Origin of the sequence: Silvibacterium bohemicum (assembly GCF_001006305.1) — a bacterium.
GTDB classification, from domain to species: Bacteria; Acidobacteriota; Terriglobia; order Terriglobales; family Acidobacteriaceae; genus Silvibacterium; species Silvibacterium bohemicum.
This window is the reverse complement of record NZ_LBHJ01000002.1, coordinates 299,481-319,666: the sequence shown is the minus strand read 5'-3', so window position 1 is coordinate 319,666 and position 20,186 is coordinate 299,481. Positions and strand designations below refer to the sequence as shown.

The following is a 20,186-nucleotide window of genomic DNA, read 5'->3' as shown; positions in this document are numbered from 1 at the left end:
ACATGCCTGAACAAAAATCCCGTTCGATGCATGGTCTCGGAGTAGCATGCGGCATTGCGGCCGGCGCATGGCTGGGCTCTGCCGAGGCCCCCACCAAGCTGGTGGACGCGGGCTACTCGCCCATCGTGATTTCGCTCTGCATGGTGGCCGGCGTGTTTACCGCGCGCTGGACTCTGCCGACGCTGATGAAGGGCACACGCTACGTCTTCGCCGACCTGCTGACTAAATCGCACCTCATCGTCTGGGGTATTCTCGCCGGAGCATTGTGGGCTGTGGCGAACACCCTCACCGTCTTCGCCATCAAGAACGTCGGCCTCTCCATCGCCTTCCCTCTCTGGAACACCAACTCGCTGGTGGGACTTCTCTGGGGATGCCTGCTCTTCCGCGAGCTGCGCGGGGCAGGAGCCGTAACCTGGATCAAAGTCGTGGGCGGAGGCATCGCCGTTGTGGCCGCGACCATCACCCTGGGCCTCGCATCAGTCCATCCTTCGACGGGAAGCTCGGCGCATGGCGCCGCCGGTGTCGCTGCGGCGTTGGGCGCAAGCCTGCTGTGGGGGACGATGTATCTGCCCTACCGCAAAGCCTATCTGAGCGGGATGAATCCGCTGTCGTTCGTAACAGTCTTCACCATGGGCGAACTCGGCACGATGGCCGTTCTGGCGGCGACGATCCACGTCGAAGGCGCGTCGATTGCGACACAACTGCATTTGCTACGTCCCGAAGTCTTCTGGCTCTTTCTCGGAGGCTTCTGCTGGGTCATCGGCGACATGTTCCAGCAGTATGCGACGAAGTACATCGGCATCGGCCGAGGCATCCCGCTTTCGAATACCAACCAGCTATGGGGATTGGCCTGGGGCGCGCTGGTCTTCGGCGAGCTGCGCGAGGTGAGCGATCACAATCGCGTGGTGATTGTAGCCAGCTCGCTGCTGATGATCGCGGGAGCCATTGCCATCGGCAGTGCCGCGGCGGCGCGCAAGGAACATCTTTCCGTGAACGAGGCCATCGCCCGCGAATGCGACCGCTACGGTCTGGACTACAACCAGGCCGTAGCAGCGCAGGCAGGCATCGGGCACGAAGTCGGCGCAGATAAGAAGGCCTGGTGGGACTGGCTGATCGTGGCCATCGGAGTCGGCGTCTTCGCCTGGCTCGCGATAGGCGCGCACCGTCCCCCATTGGAGATGAACGGCCGGTGGATCGTTATTCTAATGATCGCAGTGCTGGCGCTGCTGGGATCGAGTGGCTGGCTGCTATGGAAGCGTACGCGCTTTTCCTGATGAACGCGAACTCAATCTGGACATGCTGCATCATGAGTAGTGAACTTACAATCGCGAATCGACCTCAAAATGAAAAATCACAACATCTTGTAGCAAGGTGATACCACCATCCAATATGCAGCGATTGAGCGCAGATTTGTGTCTAGGATTTATGCCTTAATCTTGCTTGTGTAAACCAAACCCAGCTTTGATTTACACAAAAAAATCTCTTACGTATACTCCGTTTATGCGGCCTGCTCTGCCTCAAGACCTTCCACTTCTCACTCGCAGTGATTGGTTAGCTCTTATCCCCGCCCTTGGACGGGCAAATCGCAGCCTCGCTGAATATAGCGGAATGCTTCGCCGCCTGCCGAACAGCAACCTACTGCTATCCCCGCTGCGTTTACAGGAGGCCGTCCTATCTTCTCGCATTGAGGGCACATTAGCGACGATGGGTGAGGTTTTACAGTTCGAAGCGGGAGAGGCGCCGCAATTAGAGGCCCGACGCCATGATATTGAAGAAATTTTGAACTATCGGTCTGCGCTCGATGTTGCGACCCGCGAACTCAAGAACAGGCCTTTCAACTTAAATCTTCTTTTGAGGCTGCATAAAGTCTTATTGTCTAGCGTTCGAGGGCACAACAAAGCCCCTGGGGAATTTCGACGGCAACAAAACTACATCGGCTCCCGAATTGGCGGGGTTGAACAGATTCGATTTGTCCCACCCGACTGGATGAAGCTGGAACACTCTCTAAGCAATTGGGAAAAATATTACCATTCCGACGATGATCCGCTAGCCAGGCTCGCACTTATCCACGCGCAATTCGAATTTCTTCACCCATTTTTAGATGGGAACGGCAGAATTGGCAGAATTCTGATCCCTATCTTCCTTTTCGAACACGGTCTGTTGCCCGAACCAACTTTTTATATGTCCGAGTACATTGAACAGCACAAGGAAGAATACGTAGATCGGTTAAATGATCTTGGACGGGTGCGGAATTCATGGCGCCTGTGGGTAGAGTTTTTCTTAAATGCCGTTACCGCACAGGCACAAAGAAATGCCACTACGGCAGATGAAATTCTTCGGCTTTATGAGAACTTGAAAGAGAAATTTATCGCAGCAACTCGATCTCGATATGCGGTTCCCTTATTGGATGCGGCATTTCAACTGCAGTATTTTCAGGCTGGCCACCTGCAGTGGAAAGGCGATCCTCCAAGTAAGCAGACATTGATGATCATGCTGCAGGCACTTGAACGCGACAAAATTCTTCGCGTATATCGATCGAGTGCCGGTAGGCGGGCTTCGATCTGGTGGCTGCCCGATCTTGAAGGCATCGTTGAAAGACGTCGTTGACGTCGGTGCCCACGTCTCGACCTAAGATGTGAGATCACCAAGATGGGAAAGCCCGGCCGAAGCCGGGCTCTCCCATCTCTTAAAGCTCTACCAGTCGATCTTTTCCGGGAAGAACTCCGCGATCAGGTCCTGATAATAGGGCAATAGAGCCTTCATATCCGGCTTGGCCTGTCCTTTGGAGTAGAGATCGTACGGGTTGAACTTGCGCACCCACTCGAACATGGTGTGATCCTGCTCGTTCATCAGGTGCTGATAGGCGCCGTGGCGGTGAGCAGCGTAGAAGGAGTGGTAGCGCAGCATATACTGCGCCTCTACCGGCATGTAATCCCGCGTTACGTGGTAGATGTACTCATCGTGTCCCCAGGACATGAAAACCTTGTCCAAACCGCAATTCGGCTCGCAGACGCCATACTTCGTCTGGTACTCGGGCACCTGCATATCCGGATTCGCCGCGAAGTATTCCGGATAGACGATCTGGTCGGAATAAGCGCAGCCCACCGGGAAGGTATCGCCGACCACCGCCCATTGCGGCTCACCATAGAGACAGAGCGTCTTGCCCAGGTCGTGGATGAATCCGGCAAGGACGAACCAGCGGGGATGGCCGTCGCGGCGGATCGCCTCAGAGGTCTGCATCAGATGCTCGATCTGCGACAGATCGGTGTCCGGATCGCTCTCGTCGACCAGCGTGTTGAGGAACTCGGCGCACTCCCAGATGCTCTTCTTGCCCTTTTTCAGAGCCAGAAACTCGGCGCGCTTCTGCTGCACGAAATCGAAGGTCTGGTAGGCATGGTTCTGCCGGTAAAACTCGGCAACGCCGGGATTGGCCGCGGCGTCATAAACGCGGAATTCGTCTTCCGATTTCCCTTCGCGGTAGCGGCTGGCGACAAAGTCGTCCCACTGATCGACGTGGGCGAGCGGCTGGTCTGCGGCATGTGCCTGCATACGAATTCTCCTCGGGGAAATCTCAGATTCGACATCAAAAGTACTCTGTCGACATAACGCCTGACAACCAGAACTACCGGCCAGTAGCAGATTGAATTGACCGTGGAGTGTATGTTGGAGTGCAGGCTTGAGGAATCGATATGCAGACGATTTGTGCGCTTGTAATGCTCGTGACGATGATCGGGGCTCAGACTTCCTCAAAAGCTCAAACCGCTCCAGCGAGTAACCAGTCAGATTCGGTTTCCGTTCACGTATCACTGCAAAAGAACACTTACGCCATCGGGGAAAAGCCGATCGTGGTCATGACTGTCAAGAACATCAGCGAAAATGAGGTTTGGTTTTCTACAGCAAGTTACCTCTACCGTATTCATCTCACCACCAAAAATGGCGAGCCGCCCAAGACCGAACTTTATCGTCATATGCTTGGCGACTTTCGCCCGGGAGATGGTCCGGCATTATTGGAGGGACCTGTCGTTGGTCGGAAGATTTTTCCTGATTCGGAAACTGCGCAAAAGTATGATTTGGCCTACTTCTACGATCTAAGCACACCGGGTGATTACAGCGTCTCAATGGAGCTGTGCGATCCATCCAGTCCTCCGAATGGACCCGAGCGCTGGATCAAAACTAATATTGCCCACTTTGAAATCAAAGCGCCCACCCCACAAACCTTATAAAGAGCCTTCTTCGAAGCGGAGGAGATTCCCGATATGCAGGCCGTAATCAGAGTCATCTGGGCGATGCTATAAACTGGGAGTCCCACATCTCGCTTTGAGACGTGGGGCTCCACCTGCCTCAAGCCCGGTCGTAAAACCGGAAAAACAGCGACGGCTTCGAGACCGGCTCGGAGATGGTCGCGAGATGCGTCTGCTGGCTATCGGAGAGCGGCGTAAAGTCTCGGGCCAGCTGCACGTTCTCTTCCAGCTGCGCGATGGTGTCGCAGCCGATAATCACCGTGCTCACCGGGCGTGAGAGCGTGTAGTACATGGCCTCGCGCATCTTGAGTGGGCCCGATCGGTCGGCGATCACCATGCCCTCCCACATGTGCTTCTGCTGCTCGAGCGGCGGAGGAGTCCACGATGCCAGCAGGCGTCCGCGGGCGGGGACCTTCATGCCGATGATGCCCATCTCCTTTTCGACAGCCAGCGGGAGAAGCGCATCGTTAAAGCTGTAGTGGTGCGTATCGGCGGCGTTGAGCGCCATCAGAATGCAGTCGAAGGGATAGCGGTGGATGCAATCGATCAGGGAGTCGGGGCGATAATGGCCGGTGATGCCCAGGTTGCGGACCACCTTCTGCTCCTTCATCTCCAGCAGCGCTTCCATCGCGCCCCCCTTGGCAAAGATCTGATCGACATCGGTCTGTGTGCCGATATCGTGGAGCTGCCACAGATCGATGTGGTCGGTGTTGAGCAGCTGCAGTGATTTTTCGATCATCTGCATGGACGCGTCGCGGGTGCGTTCCTTGGTCTTGGTGGCAAGGAAGGCCTCGTTGCGGCGGTGCTTCATCACCTGGCCGACGTATTGCTCGCTCCAGCGCGGCGGCCCACCGTAAATCGAGGAAGTGTCGATATAGTTGACGCCTAGGTCGAGGGCGCGCTCGATGATGGGCACGGCAACGTCGAAGTTGTCGCCCTTTTCCAGAGCAGCCTGGCCGCCCAGCGAAAAGATGCCGACCTTGTATCCCGTTTTGCCGAGGTTGCGCGTAGGCATGGCGGCCTGGGTGCGGGGATTGGAAGGCAATGCCGGCAATGAAGTATTCGTACCCGCATGCGCCGGCATTGTTGATGTCGCCAACACAGCAGCGGTAACCGCTCCAGATTGTTTCAGGAACTGGCGGCGATCTGTTTTCGAATGGGAAGAGAGGCTAGGAGCTTTAGGATCGACCACGATTCACCTCGCTGGGATCGCTACCTTTTTATCACGGACTGCCACCGGGCGCATGAGCCGGTCGGCACGCAAGTGTGTGAGAATCAGCAGATAAGAGACAGCCATGGCGTTGAACGACTTCATTTCCGGCGATCCAAACCTGCGCGATCTGCTGGTGTTTCATAACGTTGCACGGGCGCTGACCTCCTCGCTGGATCGCGATACGATTCTGCGCACCATCATGCAGCAGATGGAGCAGTTCTTCGAGCCGGAGACCTGGTCTCTCCTGCTCATGGACGAACCGCGCAAAGAGCTCTACTACGCCGTTGCCATCGGTCAGGCCGAGGCCGATTTGCGTGAGGTTCGCGTTCCTCTCGGCCAGGGCATCGCCGGCTGGGTCGCCGAACATGGCGAAAGCCTTATCGTTCCCGAGGTCGACCGCGACCCCCGTTTTGCCGGATTGTCCAAAGAGAAGATTGCCGGCGCGAACTTCCGCGTGCGTTCGGCGATCTGCATGCCCCTGCGGTCGAGGCTGCAAACGCTGGGCGTCATCCAGCTCATCAATTGCCGTCTGGACACGCTGAGCGACTACACCATCTCGTTTCTCCACGTGTTGTGCGATTACGCGGCCATCGCCATCGAAAACTCCCGCTCCATGGAGCGCATCCATGAGCTGACCATCACCGACGACTGCACCGGCCTCTATAACGTTCGCTATCTCTACCGGCAGCTGGAGGCCGAGATCGAGCGCGCGCGGCGTTTTCACTCCCGCTTCAGCCTGATCTTCGTCGATCTGGATCATTTCAAAGCAGTGAATGACCGGTATGGACACCTGGTAGGCAGCCAGTTGCTGGTCGAAGTCGGTCAGGTCCTCAAGTCGCAGGTGCGCGGCGTGGATTCGGTCTTTCGCTATGGGGGCGACGAATTCACCGTGCTGCTCCCCGAATCGGGCAAATTGGCGGCCCAGGAGACAGCGGCACGGCTGCACAGCGCGCTGCGCGAAAAGATCTACGAGATCGACGGCCTGACGCTGAACGTGCGCGCCAGCTTCGGCGTCGCAACCTACCCGGAAGATGGTACTTCAGTCCACGAAATCATCCGCTCGGCCGATTCCATGATGTACCTGGTGAAAGGCCTCTCCCGGGACAACGTGGCCGTGGCCGGATTCGGAATTCTTCCCTCTTCCCACGCCCCGCCTTCTTAGACGCTCTAACTCGTTGCCGTCAGCACGCCAGTGCCGGGGAGCGTAAGACATGAGCCGGCTGCTACGGCGTCTCGACGGGCGAGCGGGTGTCCTTGTTTTCCCGTGCGCGAGGATTCACTCCGAAGTCCCAGACATCGAGGTTGACCTCGTGCGGCGAGAGGATCTCGATCAGCGCATATTCGCCGATGAGTAAAGGCTGCTTGAGGGTCAGCTTCATCCAGCGCGCGCCGGGCAGAATCTCTTTCGTCGTTTCGACGATATCTTCCGATCCCCTGGGCTGATCGAGACGATAGACTTCGGTGCCGATTGCAGTGCGCAGATTGTGGGCGCTGTTCAACCGGATAATCGCATAGCGGCTATCGGGCGAGCTATGCGAGTTTTTGTCCTTGGCCGCATTCGCGCCATGAGTATCCACGGTGAGAGCTGATTCGGGCGCAGTGTCCTCGGAGTCGGCAGGCCTGTCCAGGCTCACGTAAATCACCGGCTGGTCGACGTGGAGCTGGACCTTAGAGGTGGCTCCCTCGATGCGAACCAGCTCCTTCGCTCCGCCGGTTGCACCGAACGCGGCGTGGAGAATGCTGTGCTCCGTCGCGCGGTTGAGATCGCCATTGGCCTGGAATGCGTGAACCAGCTCCGGGTCACCATGATAGGTGTCGAGGATCCAGACGCCGCTTTCATCGGGCAGACGCAATCCCGGAGAGATCATCGGCATGCGCGCCAGCTCGTCGTTGCGAGCCGCATACTCTTCGGCGTCGATCTTGGCGGCCTCGATCTGTCCCGGATCGTTGGGGTCCGCCGGGCCGCTCTTCGTCGCGGACGGATCGTGATCGTGCTTCCATTTCTCCGTGGCCGGCCAATCGATGAGGCTGGCTGGAATCTCCTCCCACTCGTTGCGCTCGGCGCTGAAATAGCGAACCCGGTCGCCTTTCATCTCATATTTGGTGATGACCTGGTAGCTGCCGTCTTTGAGGATCAGGCGGTCGCGGCCCGGCTGGGGAAAGGCAGACGGTATCGCCGCAGCGAAGAGGATTCCGGCAAGCAGAATTCGAAGGATGAAAGGCATCGCCCGCATTTCTCCAAGTATCCTACTTCCGGCCCGGGTTGCCGCGTCGAGAGTCATTTCGATAGCGCAGAAAAGGCGTAGGCGTCGCATCGCTTCGAGCGGCAGTATATCCTCACCGTATGCGTTTTGTTTCGTCCCTGATTTCAGGCGGCGCGGTTGCGTCGCTCTGCATCGCTTCGTTCGCCCAATCTGCTCCCAGCCCCAACGCTCCTGCAAGCCCGGCCGATCCGCAGGCCGCAAGCGCCCCTGCACAGACGCCTTCCCCCTCGCCGGCAAACCCGGCGCCGTTGAAGCTGCAGGATCTGCCCTCCGATCCTCATACGCCCACGGCCGACGAGCTGGCCGAGCAGGCCGCAGAGCGGGAGCGCTTCCAGATCCGCCAGCTCGCCGCGGCGCAGAATAACTGGGCCACGTCGGCTACAGCCGGCGTCACGCTGGAGCTCAAGGAAACCGGCCGAAGCAAAGCCGAGAATGGCACGCAGATCACCTATCAGCTTCAGGGAAAAGGTTTTACCTCGGAGATGAAGCTTTCCCTGCTGCGCTGGGAGCTGAATGACAAGGTGGCCGTGGTGATGGACGGCATCACCGTCAACGCCGCGGGCATCGCCGTTTGCGGAGGCGCGGACGCCGGCACCTGCGGCAAAACCATGAAGGCCAACGAACCCGTGGTAGTAACCGCAACCGTGGCCAAAGGCGAGGCCATTCGGATCGCCCTGGTGGCCGCGGACAAGAAGCATGGTGCGGCGGCGACCCTAGTACCGTTTCCCATTACGGCTGAGGATAAGGGCTGCAAGCTGCAGGTCATTCGCGGCACGAAAAATGACGAACTGGTGCTGATCGTGGGCGATGGATTCACATCGACAGTGAATTTCACAGCCGGCTCGGAATCCTTCGGTGAAAAACGCCCTATGGGCGCCAAACCAAATGCTCAAGGACACTTCGTGGTCGCGATGACGCCGTGGGTCACCGGCCACGATAATGGCGACACGGTCATCTATGTGCAGAACGACGCCTGCTCGCCAACGCTCTCCTTCCACTGGGGCAAAGATAGCTACAAGGTCGAATAGCCGCAGCGTTCGCGAGTCCTCTGGGCCCGTCAAGGAGATCGCGCCACGCAATTGCCTCTAACTTCAGCGCACGCTTGAAGTTAAAGGCCGGAAACAGTTGGCATGGAATTGCCTGCCACGTTGGTATTCTGGATTGAAGTAAAGAGGGAGGCGCGATCCAGCGTCTCCCTTTTTGTTTGCGGCCCATCCCCGCTGAATTTCCATCCTGCGAGAACAACTCATGGCCAGCTTCGATCTCTTTCTGCCCATCCTGCTACAGAATGAGGGTGGGTACGTCGATAACCCGAACGATCCCGGTGGCGAGACCAACAAAGGCATCACCATGCGCACCTTTTCCCACTGCTCGCATGCTCTGCTGGGGATCGATCCGACCTCGGCAAACCTTCAGGCGCTCACCGACGCACAGGCTGGGATCCTCTACAAGAGCAATTACTGGCGGCCCATGCAGGGCGACTCATTTTCGCTCCAGGATCTCGCCGATATCGTCTGTGATTTCTACATCAACGCTGGCACCCATGCGACCAGCCTGCTGCAGTCCGTGATGAAAGAACTAGGCGCGAATGTGGTGGTCGATGGCGTCCTCGGCCCGGCATCCATGCAAGCTCTCAACGGGCTGAATCAGATTTCCGTGTACGACCGATACAAACAAGGGCGCATCGCTTATTATCAGCAGCTCGGCGTGAAGTATCCGATGTTTCTGCAAGGATGGTTGAACCGGGTGAATGCGTTTCCCACGCTCGGCGATGAGCCTGGCAGTGCCATCGCTGCCTGAGAGTCCTTTGCCCGAAATTGCTTGCCGGGGTTTGCATTCAAAGACATAAGCGAACAGGCCCGAGCCGCAAGCCTCCTCGAGCCATAGCCTCTGCAGCACCCGCCGCTTCCTTCTTCCCTTCCCGTCCGCTCCCGGCTATACTTGATTGTGCCCGCCAGGTACGCCAATCAAAGACATTCAGGGAAGGTGAAGCAGAAATGTCCTCCAAGTACATTTTTGTAACAGGCGGAGTTGTGTCCAGCCTCGGAAAAGGTCTGGCTGCGGCCTCGATCGGTTGTTTGCTCGAAAGCCGGGGGTTGAAAGTCAACCTGATGAAGTTTGATCCGTACCTGAACGTCGACCCGGGAACCATGTCGCCGTTTCAGCACGGCGAGGTCTTCGTGACCGACGACGGAGCGGAGACGGATCTCGATCTCGGCCATTATGAGCGCTTCACCCACGCGCATCTGACCCGCGATAACAACCTCACCACCGGCCGCATCTACGAGCAAATCATCACCAAGGAGCGGCGCGGCGATTATCTCGGCAAGACCGTTCAGGTGATCCCGCACGTCACCAACGAAATCAAGAACGCCATGCGCAAGGTGGCCGCGAACAACGACATCACTATCGTTGAAATCGGCGGCACCGTAGGCGATATCGAGTCGCTGCCGTTCCTCGAAGCCATCCGGCAGATGCGCCAGGAGCTGGGTCGCGAGAATACGGTGTTTGTCCACGTCACGCTCGTCCCGTGGATCAGCGCTGCACAAGAACTGAAGACCAAGCCGACGCAGCATTCGGTAAAAGAGATGCTCTCGATCGGAATTCAGCCCGACATCCTGCTCTGCCGCACCGATCGTTTTCTCTCCCGCGAACTGAAGAGCAAGATCGCGCTCTTCTGCAACCTGGAAGAGCAGGCCGTGATTACGGCCAAGGATGTGGAATCGATCTACGAAGTTCCACTCACCTTTGCCCGCGAGGGTGTCGACGCGCTGGCTCTCAAATACCTGCACATGCAGACCGGCGAACCGGACCTCAGCCAATGGGAAGAGATCGTCCGGCGCTCCTACAACCCGCAGGACGAAGTAGCCATCGGGATCGTCGGCAAGTATGTCGAGTACGAGGACAGCTATAAGTCTCTGAAGGAAGCTCTGGTCCACGGCGCGCTGGCCCACAATCTGAAGCTGCGCGTGACCTGGATCGAAGCCGAGGGGCTGGAAACCGAGAACTTCGCATCGCAGCTGGCCGGCCTGGATGGCATCCTGGTGCCGGGCGGCTTCGGCAAACGCGGCATCGAAGGCATGCTCAACGCCATTCGCTATGCGCGCGAAAACAATGTTCCCTATTTCGGAATCTGTCTCGGCATGCAGACCGCCTGCATCGAGTTTGCGCGGAACGTATGCAAGCTGAATGGAGCGAATTCGAGCGAGTTCGATCCCGCCACTGCGCATCGGGTTATATATAAGCTGCGCGAATTGACCGGCGTCGAAGAGATGGGCGGAACCATGCGGCTTGGAGCTTGGACCTGCGTGCTGCAGCCTGGCTCGCTGGCCTCCGAATCGTACGGCAAAACTGAGATCAGCGAACGTCACCGCCATCGTTACGAATTCAATCGCGAGTATGAAGCTCTGTTGACCGGCGCAGGCTTACGCATCACGGGGACCACCCCCGATGCGACCTACGTCGAGATCGTGGAGCTGCCCGACCATCCATTTTTCCTCGGCTGCCAGTTCCACCCGGAGTTCAAGTCGAAGCCGCTCGAGCCGCATCCGCTGTTCAGTGCATTCGTGAAGGCAAGCTACGGCAATCGCACTCGCTCGCGGGGCGAAATCAGCTCTACAGTCGAGGGATCACGGACTCAGTCTCTGGCTTAAAGTGCGGCGATTTGGTTAGAGTAATCGCCAAATGCTTGTGATGTACCGTCGTTCTGACGACCAAAGGGAGGAAGAATCTCAGCGATGCGGGGAATGCCTCGGTGAGATTCTTCGCTACTGACTAAGTGGCGAATCTGAATGAGACGCTCCCGGCGTCTCCACCTCGCTGCTGGCCGTTTCCTTCTTGAGCCGCTTTTCAACATATGGCCGCCAGCGGCGATAAGCATTCGACTTCTCTTCCCGAAGCGAATCCTCGATGGCCTTGCGGTAGCCGCCCGTGTAGATGGCATACATCAAAGCCAGAGCGCAGCCCGCCCCGAAGAACAATCCGAAGAAGAAGCCGAGAATGCTGCCGGTGAAAAAATTCATCGTGCTTAGGCGGTCTCTCAAAGACTACTCCACGGGGCAGCGGTTGGTGGATGTGGGCTCCCGTAGAGAAGACCGGCCGTAGAGGAAACTTATTCCATCAAAATATTTTCTTGAAGTTGCCGGCGATGGCAAAGAGGACAGCGGGAAGTGACTTAGGCCTTCATCGTACTGAATTGTGGCGAGGCCGGGCCGGTCTGCTCCATCTCCTTCACCAGCTCCAGCGCCTCGCGCAAGCTGCCCACAATGACATCCGGCTTGGCGTGTCCGAATCGTTCAAGCATGGCCTCCTTATCCGCACCGCTGCCCCACATCCCTACCAGGATTCGATTGCCGGGAAGACTTTCGCGCAGACGCAGCGCCAGCTTTCGGGCATGCGCGAAGGCGAAGGGCGGCACCGCCGAGACGCAAAGAATCGTCTCCGTCTCTTCCCCCAGCCTTTCGAGAATCTCAGCCGAGAGCGCTCCCGACGGCAGCAGCAGCGTCTTATGGCCGCACTGCTCCAGCAGCTGCGCAAACATGGTCGCTGCAATTTCATCCGCCTGGTCGTTGGCCGGCACACAGACCACAGGAATATTTCGCACCGGCACGGAATCCGGCGGGCAGGGAGGCTCCAGGTTCAATGGCGAGCGGTAATCGGTCAGCTCGGCGATCAGCTCGGTCGCACTCTGAAAGAGATAAGAGCTGCGAACATCGTCGAGAACTCCCTTATGCCGATCCTGTTCGGTCATGGTCAGAGCCGGCATCACGACGCTGTCGTAGAGATCGACCAGGTTGTGGCTGTCCAGGAATTTGTCGGCGATATGGTGCGCCTCGGATTGATCGGTAGCCAGCAGACGCTCATAGAACTTGGCTTCGGGAGCCAGCTCCGCTTCATCGCCCAGCAAGATATGTAAGAACGACATCTGCGGCAGGTAGCGGCCGAAGACGATCAGGCAGACGGTCAGCGGCGTCGACACCACCAGCCCCGGCCAGCCCCAGAGCAGAGTCCACACCAGCGCCATGGTGACCAGCGCCAATGCGGAGATGCCGGTGTGGCTCCCGTAAAGATGGGGTTCGACGAAGTTGCTGATGATGATCTCCATCACCGCGAAGAGCAGGAAGACCCATAGCGGATGCCACCAGCTATTGAAGATGGCCAGCGTGAAGACCAGCGTCAGTGTGCCGACGATCATGGTGCCGACATACGGCACCATCCGCAGAATCGCCAGCAGCGCTCCCCACAACGTGGCATTGGGCACATGCAGCAGGTAGAGGCCGATGGCGAAGATAACTCCGTAACCGGCATTCACCAGCACATTCATCACCAGGTAGCGGCTGATGCGCTCCGCGGCATCGTTCAGCGCCTGGGTCATCAGGTTAAGGCGTCCGATGCCGGCCAGCAGCAGCAGCCGGTTGCGTAAATCCTCGCGCTTGAGCAGCATGTAAATGGTGAAGATGAGCACCATGCCCAGCATGCCAAGCGGCTTGACTACCGGCCTCAGCAGTTCGCTCAGATACTGGCTTTGCGGCTCCTCCGGTGGGATGACCACGACCGGCATAGGCTTACCGCTATCGTCCTGCTGGCGAATCTTAGCTGCTTCCCGGGCTCTGCGCCCATGCACCAGAGTCGGCGAGTCGACGGTTGTCGGCGTGGCCGCCTTTTCGTCGGTGAAGGCTGCCCCGATCGCCCGCAGGCTGCTCATGGTGTGGCCGATTTCCCCCCCCGCAGGAGCGTGCAGCGAGTTCATCTTTTCCCGGATGTTATCGGAATAGTTGGGCAGGTCGTTGACCACGCTGATGAGCTGCCGGGTGACGATCCAGCCCACGCCTCCGGCGACGGAAGAGGCCATCAGCAACACCAGGATGACCGCCGAAACCCGGCTCAGTCGCAGTTTCTCGAACTGCATCACCAGCGGTGTAAGCAGGAAATTGAGCGTAAGCGCCATGGCCAGCGGAATCAGGATTTCACGGGCGAAGTACAGGCCAGCCAACAGCATAGCGAGCAGGATGATAGGCTCGCTGGCCAGAGTTCCGCGCCGGGGTCGTGTCATCGTTGGAGAGTTCATGGTCTTTCGAAGCTCATCTGGGGGGACGAAGCGGGAGCGTGCAGATATGTAGATGCAGAATTGAGCTGATTTACCATAACCCGATAGAAAAGCGATTGGCCAGTGGAATCAAACCGCCGTGCGCAGCACGCCCAAATCTGCCCAAAGAGCGCGCGGGGAACGGATTTCTCCCTGATTCCGTATTATCGCTACGATCTCATATATCGCTACGGCCAACGGAAATCATCCGGCATAGCCGCGCAACACGGATAGGAAGGAGTTCCAATGATTGCCACCACACCGCTGGCCACCGCCGGCTGGACCGATCAGCAGCGCGCGCTCTTTCAGGCGCAAATGTCGAACTGGCAGAAAGATGAAGTCGTAGGCGTTCTCCTGGCGCTCTTTCTCGGAACCTTCGGCGCACACCACTTCTACCTGCGCAGAACCGGCCTGGGAATTCTCTATCTGATCTTCTCGTTTACCGGCATCCCGACCATCGTGAGCCTGGTCGAGTGCTTCTTCATGCCGGGGCGGGTCCGCCAATATAACCAGGCGCTCGCCGTCTATTTCGCCGGCCAGCTGGCAACGGTTTCCCCGGTCGGTTATGGAGTCCCCACCGGAGTATCTGTCGAACCGGCGCCGGCCACGAATCAGGCTGTACTTCGCACCTGCAATACATGCGGCGCAGGCATTCTGCCCGGAGCCAATTTCTGCGCACGCTGTGGAAGCAAAGTCTAACGCCTTTTGCCGACTGCGTGCCCAGAGATAAATACCAGACCTACATATTTGTATGGCCCTGCCGCATCTCTTCGTTAAATTCGGGCTTGGTCGCGGCCAGCGCTTCGGCCATCTTCGTCTGATAGAACTCGGCGCGGCCCAGCAGCATGGGAGTTGCCGACGCTGCGTCGTCCGTGAGGCTGAGCAGGCCCTGGCGAGAGAGATCGGCGGCCATACGGGTCAGCTCTTCCGGAGTGGTGTTCAGATATTGCGCATCGCGCGGGTCGCTGATCCATACCGGCCGATTGCCGCCCAAAGCACCCGACAGCCAATAGACTTTTAGCGTGAGAAAGTCCATCCGGCTCTCGTCGGTGGTATCGGTGAAGAAGAACTTTTTCTGCCAGCGCGAGTAATAGCGCGTCGTCACCGGAACCGGCTGACGGTTGCCGCTCTTCAGCAGCTCCAGCTGTCCATAGTCCAGCGTCTTGCGAACCGCGTTGTAGATGAAGGTCTCGGCGTAAGGCTGTTCAGGCGCGGGTACGATCTCCGCGAAGGTCACCGTCATGCTTGCCGAAATCTTGGTGTGCAGCACCGACTCATGCCCATCCTCAAGATGGATTGTGCCGTGAACGATGTAGGTATCCGACCCTGAATTGGAGCGATGAAAGGGCCAGCGAAAACCGCTGAAGCGGATGGGCAGGCCGGCGAATGTGACATAGACATCGGGCTGCGGATTCTGCAGCCGCCGCGCCGCCTCGCGCAAGTGCGAGGTCATCTCCGGCAGCAGGTCCGGCTTCTGGAAATCGAATGCCTCGCTCAGCTCCAGCTCCAGGGTGCGCTCGGGCGCAGCATCCTGCCCCAATCCAATGCGAAACTTTGCCGTGGGATGGTTGTTTACATCGGTGCCGGGCTCAGCGGAGAGAATAACCAGGCCGGCCTGGCGCGCGGCGTTCTGAAGCATAGCGGTAAGTGCAGTCTCAAATTGCGTAGGCATGTAGTCTTTTTCCGATCCGAATCTGTCTATTTATTTTACCGTTCGTTTGGCTCGAGCGCGTGACGCGGCTCGCTTCCGCAGAGATCGGCTCTGAGTGAGGTATGGGCTTCGGTACAGTCCTAACTCTCTAAGAATTTAATGGTTACTGCACTTTAACCCTACGTTACAATTGCGTTACGCTGACTTTATTTTTGCAGGCAGGGAAAATGCTCAAACGATCCGCCCTCGCATTTTTTTGCGCTTTACAGATCTGGATACTTCTGATCTCCGCTGAAAAACCGGCCCATGCATATGTTGACCCAGGATCGGGTCTGTTGGTTTTTCAGGTAGGCGGCTCCATGCTTGCCGGGGCGCTCTTTGTGATGCGAGCAAAGATACGCAAACTCTTCGGCCTGAATGCTAAAACCGAGTCAGATCCTAATCTTCCTAAAGAAGACGCCAAAACTCTTCGCCCCGAAATAAACGGATAATGGCCAGTTCCCTGCCGGTGATCGAAACCTTCCGCGACCCGGCTGGTTCCCTCCGATTGGAAGCAGGCCGTGCTCGTCGCCGGGCTCGCATAGGCCGCGCCGCAGCAGCCCTTGATTTCCTCGCTACTGATCTTGCTCAACAGTGGGTTTCCGAGGGCCGGCTGATCGCGACCACCCGGGTCGCGACCCCCACTCTTCATCAGGATTTGCAAAACGACGAGGTTTTGCTCGAGCATCCCCGGATATTTTTCCCGTCTTATCCCTGGGAATGGACTCCTGACGCCTGGATCGCCGCGGGAAACCTTACCCTGGATCTGTGCGAAGGCCTGCTGGCCAAGGGGCTTATTCTCAAAGATGCGACGCCGCTCAACATCCTGTTTCAGGGTGCGAAGCCCATCTTCGTCGATGTCCTTTCCATCGAGAAGCGAGATCGCGAAAGCCCGCTCTGGCTGGCCTATGCCCAGTTTGTACGGACATTTCTGCTGCCATTGATCGCGCACCGCACCCTGGGCTGGCCTCTTGCCGCCAGCTTTCATCGTCGCGACGGATATGAGCCGGCCGATATCTATCCCTACCTGCGAGCAAGGCAGCGCTGGCAACAGCCCTTTCGCTCGTTGGTCACTGTTCCTTATCTACTGGAGAAACGGCGTTCGCCCGAAGCGGCCCCGGCACGTTCAGGAATCAGGCAGTCGCCGGAAATCGCCGAAGCGGTGCTGCGCCGCAATCTTCGCAACTTGCGCAAGCTGCTCAACAGCCTGACGCCGGGAAACCGCAAGTCGCGCTGGAGTCACTACCCCCAGAATGCCGGCCACTATTCCGATGAGGATCATGACCAGAAACAGGCTTTCGTAAGGAAGGCGCTGTCGCTGGCGAAACCGCAAAACGTCCTCGATCTGGGCGCCAATACCGGCGTCTACTCGCGTCTCGCGGCGAGCACCGGTGCGAAAGTCGTGGCCTGGGACACCGATACTGCAGCCTCGACGAGAAACTTCGCGCAGGCCCAATCAGAAAATCTTCCGATCCAACCTTTGATTGCCGATGCCGCACGGCCCACGCCTCCTGCCGGATGGCGAAATGCAGAATACTTCAGCCTGCTCGATCGCGCGCGGCGGCGTTTCGATTGCGTACTGATGCTCGGCCTCATTCATCACCTGTTGATTGCCGATCAGATTCCGCTTGGGGAAATTGCCGGCCTGCTTCGCGATCTAACCCAGAGGTGGATCATCGTCGAATGGATTCCTGCTACCGATCCACGCTTTGTGGGATTGGTTCGGGGCCGTGAGGAGCTCTACGGTCACCTCGATGAACGTTCCTTCCTGGCTGCGATGGAAACCCACTTTTCCATCGAACTCCAAGAGGTATTGGCGAACGGCCGCACTCTCTACCTCATGCAGGCAGTGGCGCAGTAGCAGCGATCGACCGTCCCGCGGCTGCTCCGGATGCCCAGGCCCATTGGAAATTAAAACCGCCCAGATGTCCGGTGACATCGACGACTTCTCCGATAAAAAATAAACCGGGCACACGGCTCTCCATCGTTTTCGCTGATAGTTCCCCTGTATCCACACCGCCTGCGGTTACTTCCGCCTTGGCATAGCCTTCGGTCGTCTCGGGGACGACGTTCCAGCGATGCAATCGTTTCTCCCACTCTGCGAGGGCGGCCGTGCTCCATCCGGATGGGGAATAGACTTCCATCCAGCGGTCGGCGAGACGATGAGGCAGGATAGTTCGCAAGGACGTCCGCAGGGCTGCTGATTCGCGGCGAGCCTGGGGAGCGCGAAGCTCCGCAGTGGCATCCATCTTCGGGGCCAGATCGAACTCGATGGCTTCGCCTTCGCGCCAGTAGGACGAGATCTGCAGAACGGCCGGTCCGCTCAGGCCACGATGGGTGACCAGCATCTTTTCCGTAAAGCGCTGCCGCCCGATGGCCGCAACCACTTCGGTCGAGACGCCCGCCAGGTCGCACCACCGCGCCTGATCTGCGGAAGAAAATACCAGCGGAACCAGCGCCGGTCGAGGCTCGACGATCTTCAATCCAAACTGGCGCGCGACCTCATATCCGAAGCCGGTGGCGCCCATCTTCGGGATGGAAAGACCGCCGGTGGCAATCACCAAAGCTGGAGCATGGAACTCGCCGCGGCTGGTGCGCAGGTGAAAGGCATCATCGCGCGAGACCGTCTCGATCTCCGTACTGCAGAAGATCCGTACGCCGGCCTCGGCACACTCGCGGAGCAGCATCTGGACAACATCACTCGCAGAGCGATCGCAGAAGAGCTGGCCCAGATGCTTTTCATGCCAGGCGATCCCATGCCGCTCGACCAGTGCCAGAAAGTCGGAGGGGGTATATCGCGCCAGAGCCGACTTGGCGAAATGCGGATTTGCGGAGAGAAAATTTTCGGGCCTGGTGTGCCGGTTGGTGAAGTTGCAGCGGCCGCCGCCGGAGATCAGTATCTTTTTGCCCGGCCGCTCGGCGTGATCGAGGAGCGCCACGCGACACCCGTGTTTACCGGCTTCTATGGCGCACATGAGGCCGGCAGCGCCGGCTCCCACGATCAATACATCAAACTTTTGAGCTTGCGATTCGTTCAAAAGACCCGCTTTTTCGAGATATAACGCAGATATATCTTAAAGACATTAACCTGGGCGAAGCCGAGGACTTTTCGCTCAAGCGAGTCATCGATTGGCGCGAAGCACACTCGCCCGGTTGACCTGCTCCTATCGGACTTCAATCAACGCCAGACCCTTCTGCGGGACGGTCACCGTCACCTTGCCGTCTTCGAGCGGGTGCACTTCGTCTTTCCCAATCTCGGAGGCGCGCTTCAGCTCGGCGATCTGAGCGGTGGTCGGATACTTCGGGCTGCCCATCTTTTTCCACGCCGCCAGCGTATCTCCGTGTTCCGCATCTACGCGGCGGATGGTCACCTTGGGGGCTTTCTCTTTGGCTGGCAGTCCCGTGAGCTGGAAGGTGAATGTTTTGTCAGGACCTGTAGCCTCGGGCTCGACCAGGTTCCACGCCGCGATCACGATGGTGTCGTCGCCGCGCCGCGTTACCAGAACATCATCCTCGGACACGGCGATGCGATGTTCTCCCAGTTGGTGCAGGAGCGCAAAGACGTTAAACGCCGGCTTAGGAATGCCGTCCTCGGCGATGAGGCCGTAGCCGCCGTAAAACGGGGTCTTGATGACTCCCTGCTCCTCGAAGACATCGGAGAAGGTCCAGTAGGACATCAGGTCCACTTTGCCGTCGCATTGGCGGATGGTGTCAGCCATCCACGGTCCCATATAGATGGAATCCGTGATCGGCTGTTCGTTCGCATACGTTGCGTTGAACTCGCTCCAGATGAGCGGCATGTTCGGCTTCGCAGAGTTCTTTATCTGGTCGTGAACCTTGGAGACGGCTGCGCACACCATCTGGTGCGGAGGCACGGGCCGATTGTCGCCGAAGACATCCTTCGCCGTGTCGTTGCCGTACACATGGGTCGAGACGAAATCCAGCGGGACGTTGTTTTGCGTGGCATGCGCGATCATGTCGCCCACCCAGGCGGCCTGCGCTGTTGCCGGTCCGCCGACGCGAATCTTCCCATTCACTGCCTTGAGCGCACGCGCTGTATGGTCATACAGCTCGAAGTAGGTCTGCTGGGCGGGGCGGCCGGTCCAGAAATCGATGTTGGGCTCGTTCCAGACCTCGAAGTACCACTGCGAAACTTCGGCGATGCCGTAGCGCTCGATCAGGTGCTGGGCAAAGGCGGTGATCAGCGCATCCCACCGGGAGTAATCCCTGGGAGGCGAAACGATCTGCTTGTACCAGAAGGCGTGATAATCCAGGCGCGCGGCCAGTTTCTTGGGCATGAAGCTGATCTCGACGAAAGGCCGCACACCGTTGGCCAGCAGGCCATCGTAGATCTGATCGACATAGGACCAGTTGTAGACGGGATTGCCCTGCGCGTCTTCGTCATACACGCCGTTCTCATCCTGGAAGATGGCGTGGAAGCGCACATACTTGAAGTCCGTAACCGTCTGGACCGCGCTCATGTCCTCGCGATAGCCCTGGCGCAGAGAGAGATTGGCGCGGCCCGATCCGAACATCTGCTCCCAGAAATGAGGCAACGGAGTGGTCTGGGCCTTGGCGTCGATCTCGACGGTTTCCGAAGTCTGCTGCGCGAAGGAAGATGCGGGAACAGAGATGAGCGCAAGCGCGAAGACGAGAGCGATGCTGCGATTCATACAGGTTCTCTCCAGAAATA

At 58.3% G+C, this 20,186-nt stretch carries 18 protein-coding genes; 10 read left to right on the top strand and 8 right to left on the bottom strand.

What is annotated here, in order from left to right:
• Positions 1-2 precede the first annotated feature (2 nt).
• Both XX99_RS05305 and XX99_RS05300 read left to right on the top strand, forming a co-directional pair.
• Positions 3-1,274: a GRP family sugar transporter gene (locus XX99_RS05305; protein ID WP_082125268.1), complete on the top strand. Its 1,272-nt coding sequence runs from the start codon at positions 3-5 to the stop codon at positions 1,272-1,274.
• A gap of 226 nt (positions 1,275-1,500) precedes the next feature.
• The gene (locus XX99_RS05300) at positions 1,501-2,607 is read left to right on the top strand and encodes a Fic family protein (RefSeq protein ID WP_050058338.1); all 1,107 of its coding nucleotides are present in this window, start codon (positions 1,501-1,503) and stop codon (positions 2,605-2,607) included.
• 87 nt (positions 2,608-2,694) lie between these two features.
• Here the strand turns inward: XX99_RS05300 and XX99_RS05295 are convergent, their stop codons facing one another.
• A complete protein-coding gene (locus XX99_RS05295; protein WP_050058337.1) occupies positions 2,695-3,549 on the bottom strand; it encodes an inositol oxygenase family protein in 855 nt (284 codons plus the stop codon).
• Positions 3,550-3,689: 140 nt separating this feature from the next.
• Here XX99_RS05295 and XX99_RS05290 point away from each other — a divergent pair, with 140 nt between their 5' ends.
• Entirely contained in the window at positions 3,690-4,223 is a 534-nt protein-coding gene (locus XX99_RS05290) for a hypothetical protein (protein ID WP_050058336.1), read from the top strand.
• Positions 4,224-4,341: 118 nt separating this feature from the next.
• Here XX99_RS05290 and XX99_RS05285 read toward each other — a convergent pair whose 3' ends face one another.
• Complete coding sequence (locus tag XX99_RS05285) at positions 4,342-5,433, bottom strand: aldo/keto reductase (RefSeq protein WP_082125267.1); 1,092 nt, start codon at positions 5,431-5,433, stop codon at positions 4,342-4,344.
• Between the two features lie 103 nt (positions 5,434-5,536).
• On the opposite strand from XX99_RS05285, the gene XX99_RS05280 reads away from it, so the two are divergent.
• Positions 5,537-6,616 carry a GGDEF domain-containing protein gene (locus XX99_RS05280; protein ID WP_050058334.1) on the top strand — a complete coding sequence of 360 codons (1,080 nt, stop codon included), beginning with the start codon at positions 5,537-5,539 and terminating at the stop codon, positions 6,614-6,616.
• A 61-nt stretch (positions 6,617-6,677) separates the two neighbouring features.
• On the opposite strand, the gene XX99_RS05275 is transcribed toward XX99_RS05280, so the two are convergent.
• The gene (locus XX99_RS05275) at positions 6,678-7,679 is read right to left on the bottom strand and encodes a hypothetical protein (protein WP_050058333.1); all 1,002 of its coding nucleotides are present in this window, start codon (positions 7,677-7,679) and stop codon (positions 6,678-6,680) included.
• Between the two features lie 119 nt (positions 7,680-7,798).
• Here XX99_RS05275 and XX99_RS05270 point away from each other — a divergent pair, with 119 nt between their 5' ends.
• From XX99_RS05270 to XX99_RS05260, 3 genes are all read left to right on the top strand, one after another.
• Entirely contained in the window at positions 7,799-8,746 is a 948-nt protein-coding gene (locus XX99_RS05270; protein ID WP_050058332.1) for a hypothetical protein, read from the top strand.
• A 220-nt stretch (positions 8,747-8,966) separates the two neighbouring features.
• Positions 8,967-9,518, top strand: a complete 552-nt coding sequence (locus XX99_RS05265) for a glycoside hydrolase family 108 protein (protein ID WP_050058331.1) — start codon at positions 8,967-8,969, stop codon at positions 9,516-9,518.
• Positions 9,519-9,715: 197 nt separating this feature from the next.
• Complete coding sequence (locus XX99_RS05260; protein ID WP_050058330.1) at positions 9,716-11,371, top strand: CTP synthase; 1,656 nt, start codon at positions 9,716-9,718, stop codon at positions 11,369-11,371.
• Positions 11,372-11,485: 114 nt separating this feature from the next.
• Here XX99_RS05260 and XX99_RS05255 read toward each other — a convergent pair whose 3' ends face one another.
• A complete protein-coding gene (locus tag XX99_RS05255; protein WP_184085133.1) occupies positions 11,486-11,761 on the bottom strand; it encodes a hypothetical protein in 276 nt (91 codons plus the stop codon).
• 131 nt (positions 11,762-11,892) lie between these two features.
• Positions 11,893-13,770: an AI-2E family transporter gene (locus XX99_RS05250; protein ID WP_082125282.1), complete on the bottom strand. Its 1,878-nt coding sequence runs from the start codon at positions 13,768-13,770 to the stop codon at positions 11,893-11,895.
• A gap of 279 nt (positions 13,771-14,049) precedes the next feature.
• On the opposite strand from XX99_RS05250, the gene XX99_RS05245 reads away from it, so the two are divergent.
• Positions 14,050-14,502: a TM2 domain-containing protein gene (locus XX99_RS05245; RefSeq protein WP_050058327.1), complete on the top strand. Its 453-nt coding sequence runs from the start codon at positions 14,050-14,052 to the stop codon at positions 14,500-14,502.
• 40 nt (positions 14,503-14,542) lie between these two features.
• Here the strand turns inward: XX99_RS05245 and XX99_RS05240 are convergent, their stop codons facing one another.
• Entirely contained in the window at positions 14,543-15,475 is a 933-nt protein-coding gene (locus tag XX99_RS05240) for a hypothetical protein (protein ID WP_050058326.1), read from the bottom strand.
• Between the two features lie 206 nt (positions 15,476-15,681).
• On the opposite strand from XX99_RS05240, the gene XX99_RS05235 reads away from it, so the two are divergent.
• Positions 15,682-15,945, top strand: a complete 264-nt coding sequence (locus XX99_RS05235; RefSeq protein WP_050058325.1) for a hypothetical protein — start codon at positions 15,682-15,684, stop codon at positions 15,943-15,945.
• Entirely contained in the window at positions 15,945-17,354 is a 1,410-nt protein-coding gene (locus XX99_RS05230; RefSeq protein ID WP_050058324.1) for a class I SAM-dependent methyltransferase, read from the top strand. Before XX99_RS05235 ends, XX99_RS05230 begins: the two co-directional genes overlap by 1 nt.
• On the opposite strand, the gene XX99_RS05225 is transcribed toward XX99_RS05230, so the two are convergent.
• Together XX99_RS05225 and XX99_RS05220 are read right to left on the bottom strand one after the other, a co-directional pair.
• Positions 17,332-18,531: a BaiN/RdsA family NAD(P)/FAD-dependent oxidoreductase gene (locus tag XX99_RS05225; protein WP_260315439.1), complete on the bottom strand. Its 1,200-nt coding sequence runs from the start codon at positions 18,529-18,531 to the stop codon at positions 17,332-17,334. The genes XX99_RS05230 and XX99_RS05225 overlap by 23 nt on opposite strands.
• Before the next feature lie 126 nt (positions 18,532-18,657).
• Complete coding sequence (locus XX99_RS05220) at positions 18,658-20,166, bottom strand: GH39 family glycosyl hydrolase (protein WP_050058323.1); 1,509 nt, start codon at positions 20,164-20,166, stop codon at positions 18,658-18,660.
• Positions 20,167-20,186 lie beyond the last annotated feature (20 nt).

What these genes read in the sequence shown, in the direction of transcription:
- XX99_RS05305 (WP_082125268.1), top strand. Translation starts at nt 3, where the DNA reads ATGCCTGAACAAAAATCCCGTTCGATGCATGGTCTCGGAGTAGCATGC.
- XX99_RS05300 (WP_050058338.1), top strand. Translation starts at nt 1,501, where the DNA reads ATGCGGCCTGCTCTGCCTCAAGACCTTCCACTTCTCACTCGCAGTGAT.
- XX99_RS05295 (WP_050058337.1), bottom strand. Translation starts at nt 3,549, where the DNA reads ATGCAGGCACATGCCGCAGACCAGCCGCTCGCCCACGTCGATCAGTGG.
- XX99_RS05290 (WP_050058336.1), top strand. Translation starts at nt 3,690, where the DNA reads ATGCAGACGATTTGTGCGCTTGTAATGCTCGTGACGATGATCGGGGCT.
- XX99_RS05280 (WP_050058334.1), top strand. Translation starts at nt 5,537, where the DNA reads ATGGCGTTGAACGACTTCATTTCCGGCGATCCAAACCTGCGCGATCTG.
- XX99_RS05275 (WP_050058333.1), bottom strand. Translation starts at nt 7,679, where the DNA reads ATGCCTTTCATCCTTCGAATTCTGCTTGCCGGAATCCTCTTCGCTGCG.
- XX99_RS05270 (WP_050058332.1), top strand. Translation starts at nt 7,799, where the DNA reads ATGCGTTTTGTTTCGTCCCTGATTTCAGGCGGCGCGGTTGCGTCGCTC.
- XX99_RS05265 (WP_050058331.1), top strand. Translation starts at nt 8,967, where the DNA reads ATGGCCAGCTTCGATCTCTTTCTGCCCATCCTGCTACAGAATGAGGGT.
- XX99_RS05260 (WP_050058330.1), top strand. Translation starts at nt 9,716, where the DNA reads ATGTCCTCCAAGTACATTTTTGTAACAGGCGGAGTTGTGTCCAGCCTC.
- XX99_RS05250 (WP_082125282.1), bottom strand. Translation starts at nt 13,770, where the DNA reads ATGACACGACCCCGGCGCGGAACTCTGGCCAGCGAGCCTATCATCCTG.
- XX99_RS05245 (WP_050058327.1), top strand. Translation starts at nt 14,050, where the DNA reads ATGATTGCCACCACACCGCTGGCCACCGCCGGCTGGACCGATCAGCAG.
- XX99_RS05240 (WP_050058326.1), bottom strand. Translation starts at nt 15,475, where the DNA reads ATGCCTACGCAATTTGAGACTGCACTTACCGCTATGCTTCAGAACGCC.
- XX99_RS05235 (WP_050058325.1), top strand. Translation starts at nt 15,682, where the DNA reads ATGCTCAAACGATCCGCCCTCGCATTTTTTTGCGCTTTACAGATCTGG.
- XX99_RS05230 (WP_050058324.1), top strand. Translation starts at nt 15,945, where the DNA reads ATGGCCAGTTCCCTGCCGGTGATCGAAACCTTCCGCGACCCGGCTGGT.
- XX99_RS05220 (WP_050058323.1), bottom strand. Translation starts at nt 20,166, where the DNA reads ATGAATCGCAGCATCGCTCTCGTCTTCGCGCTTGCGCTCATCTCTGTT.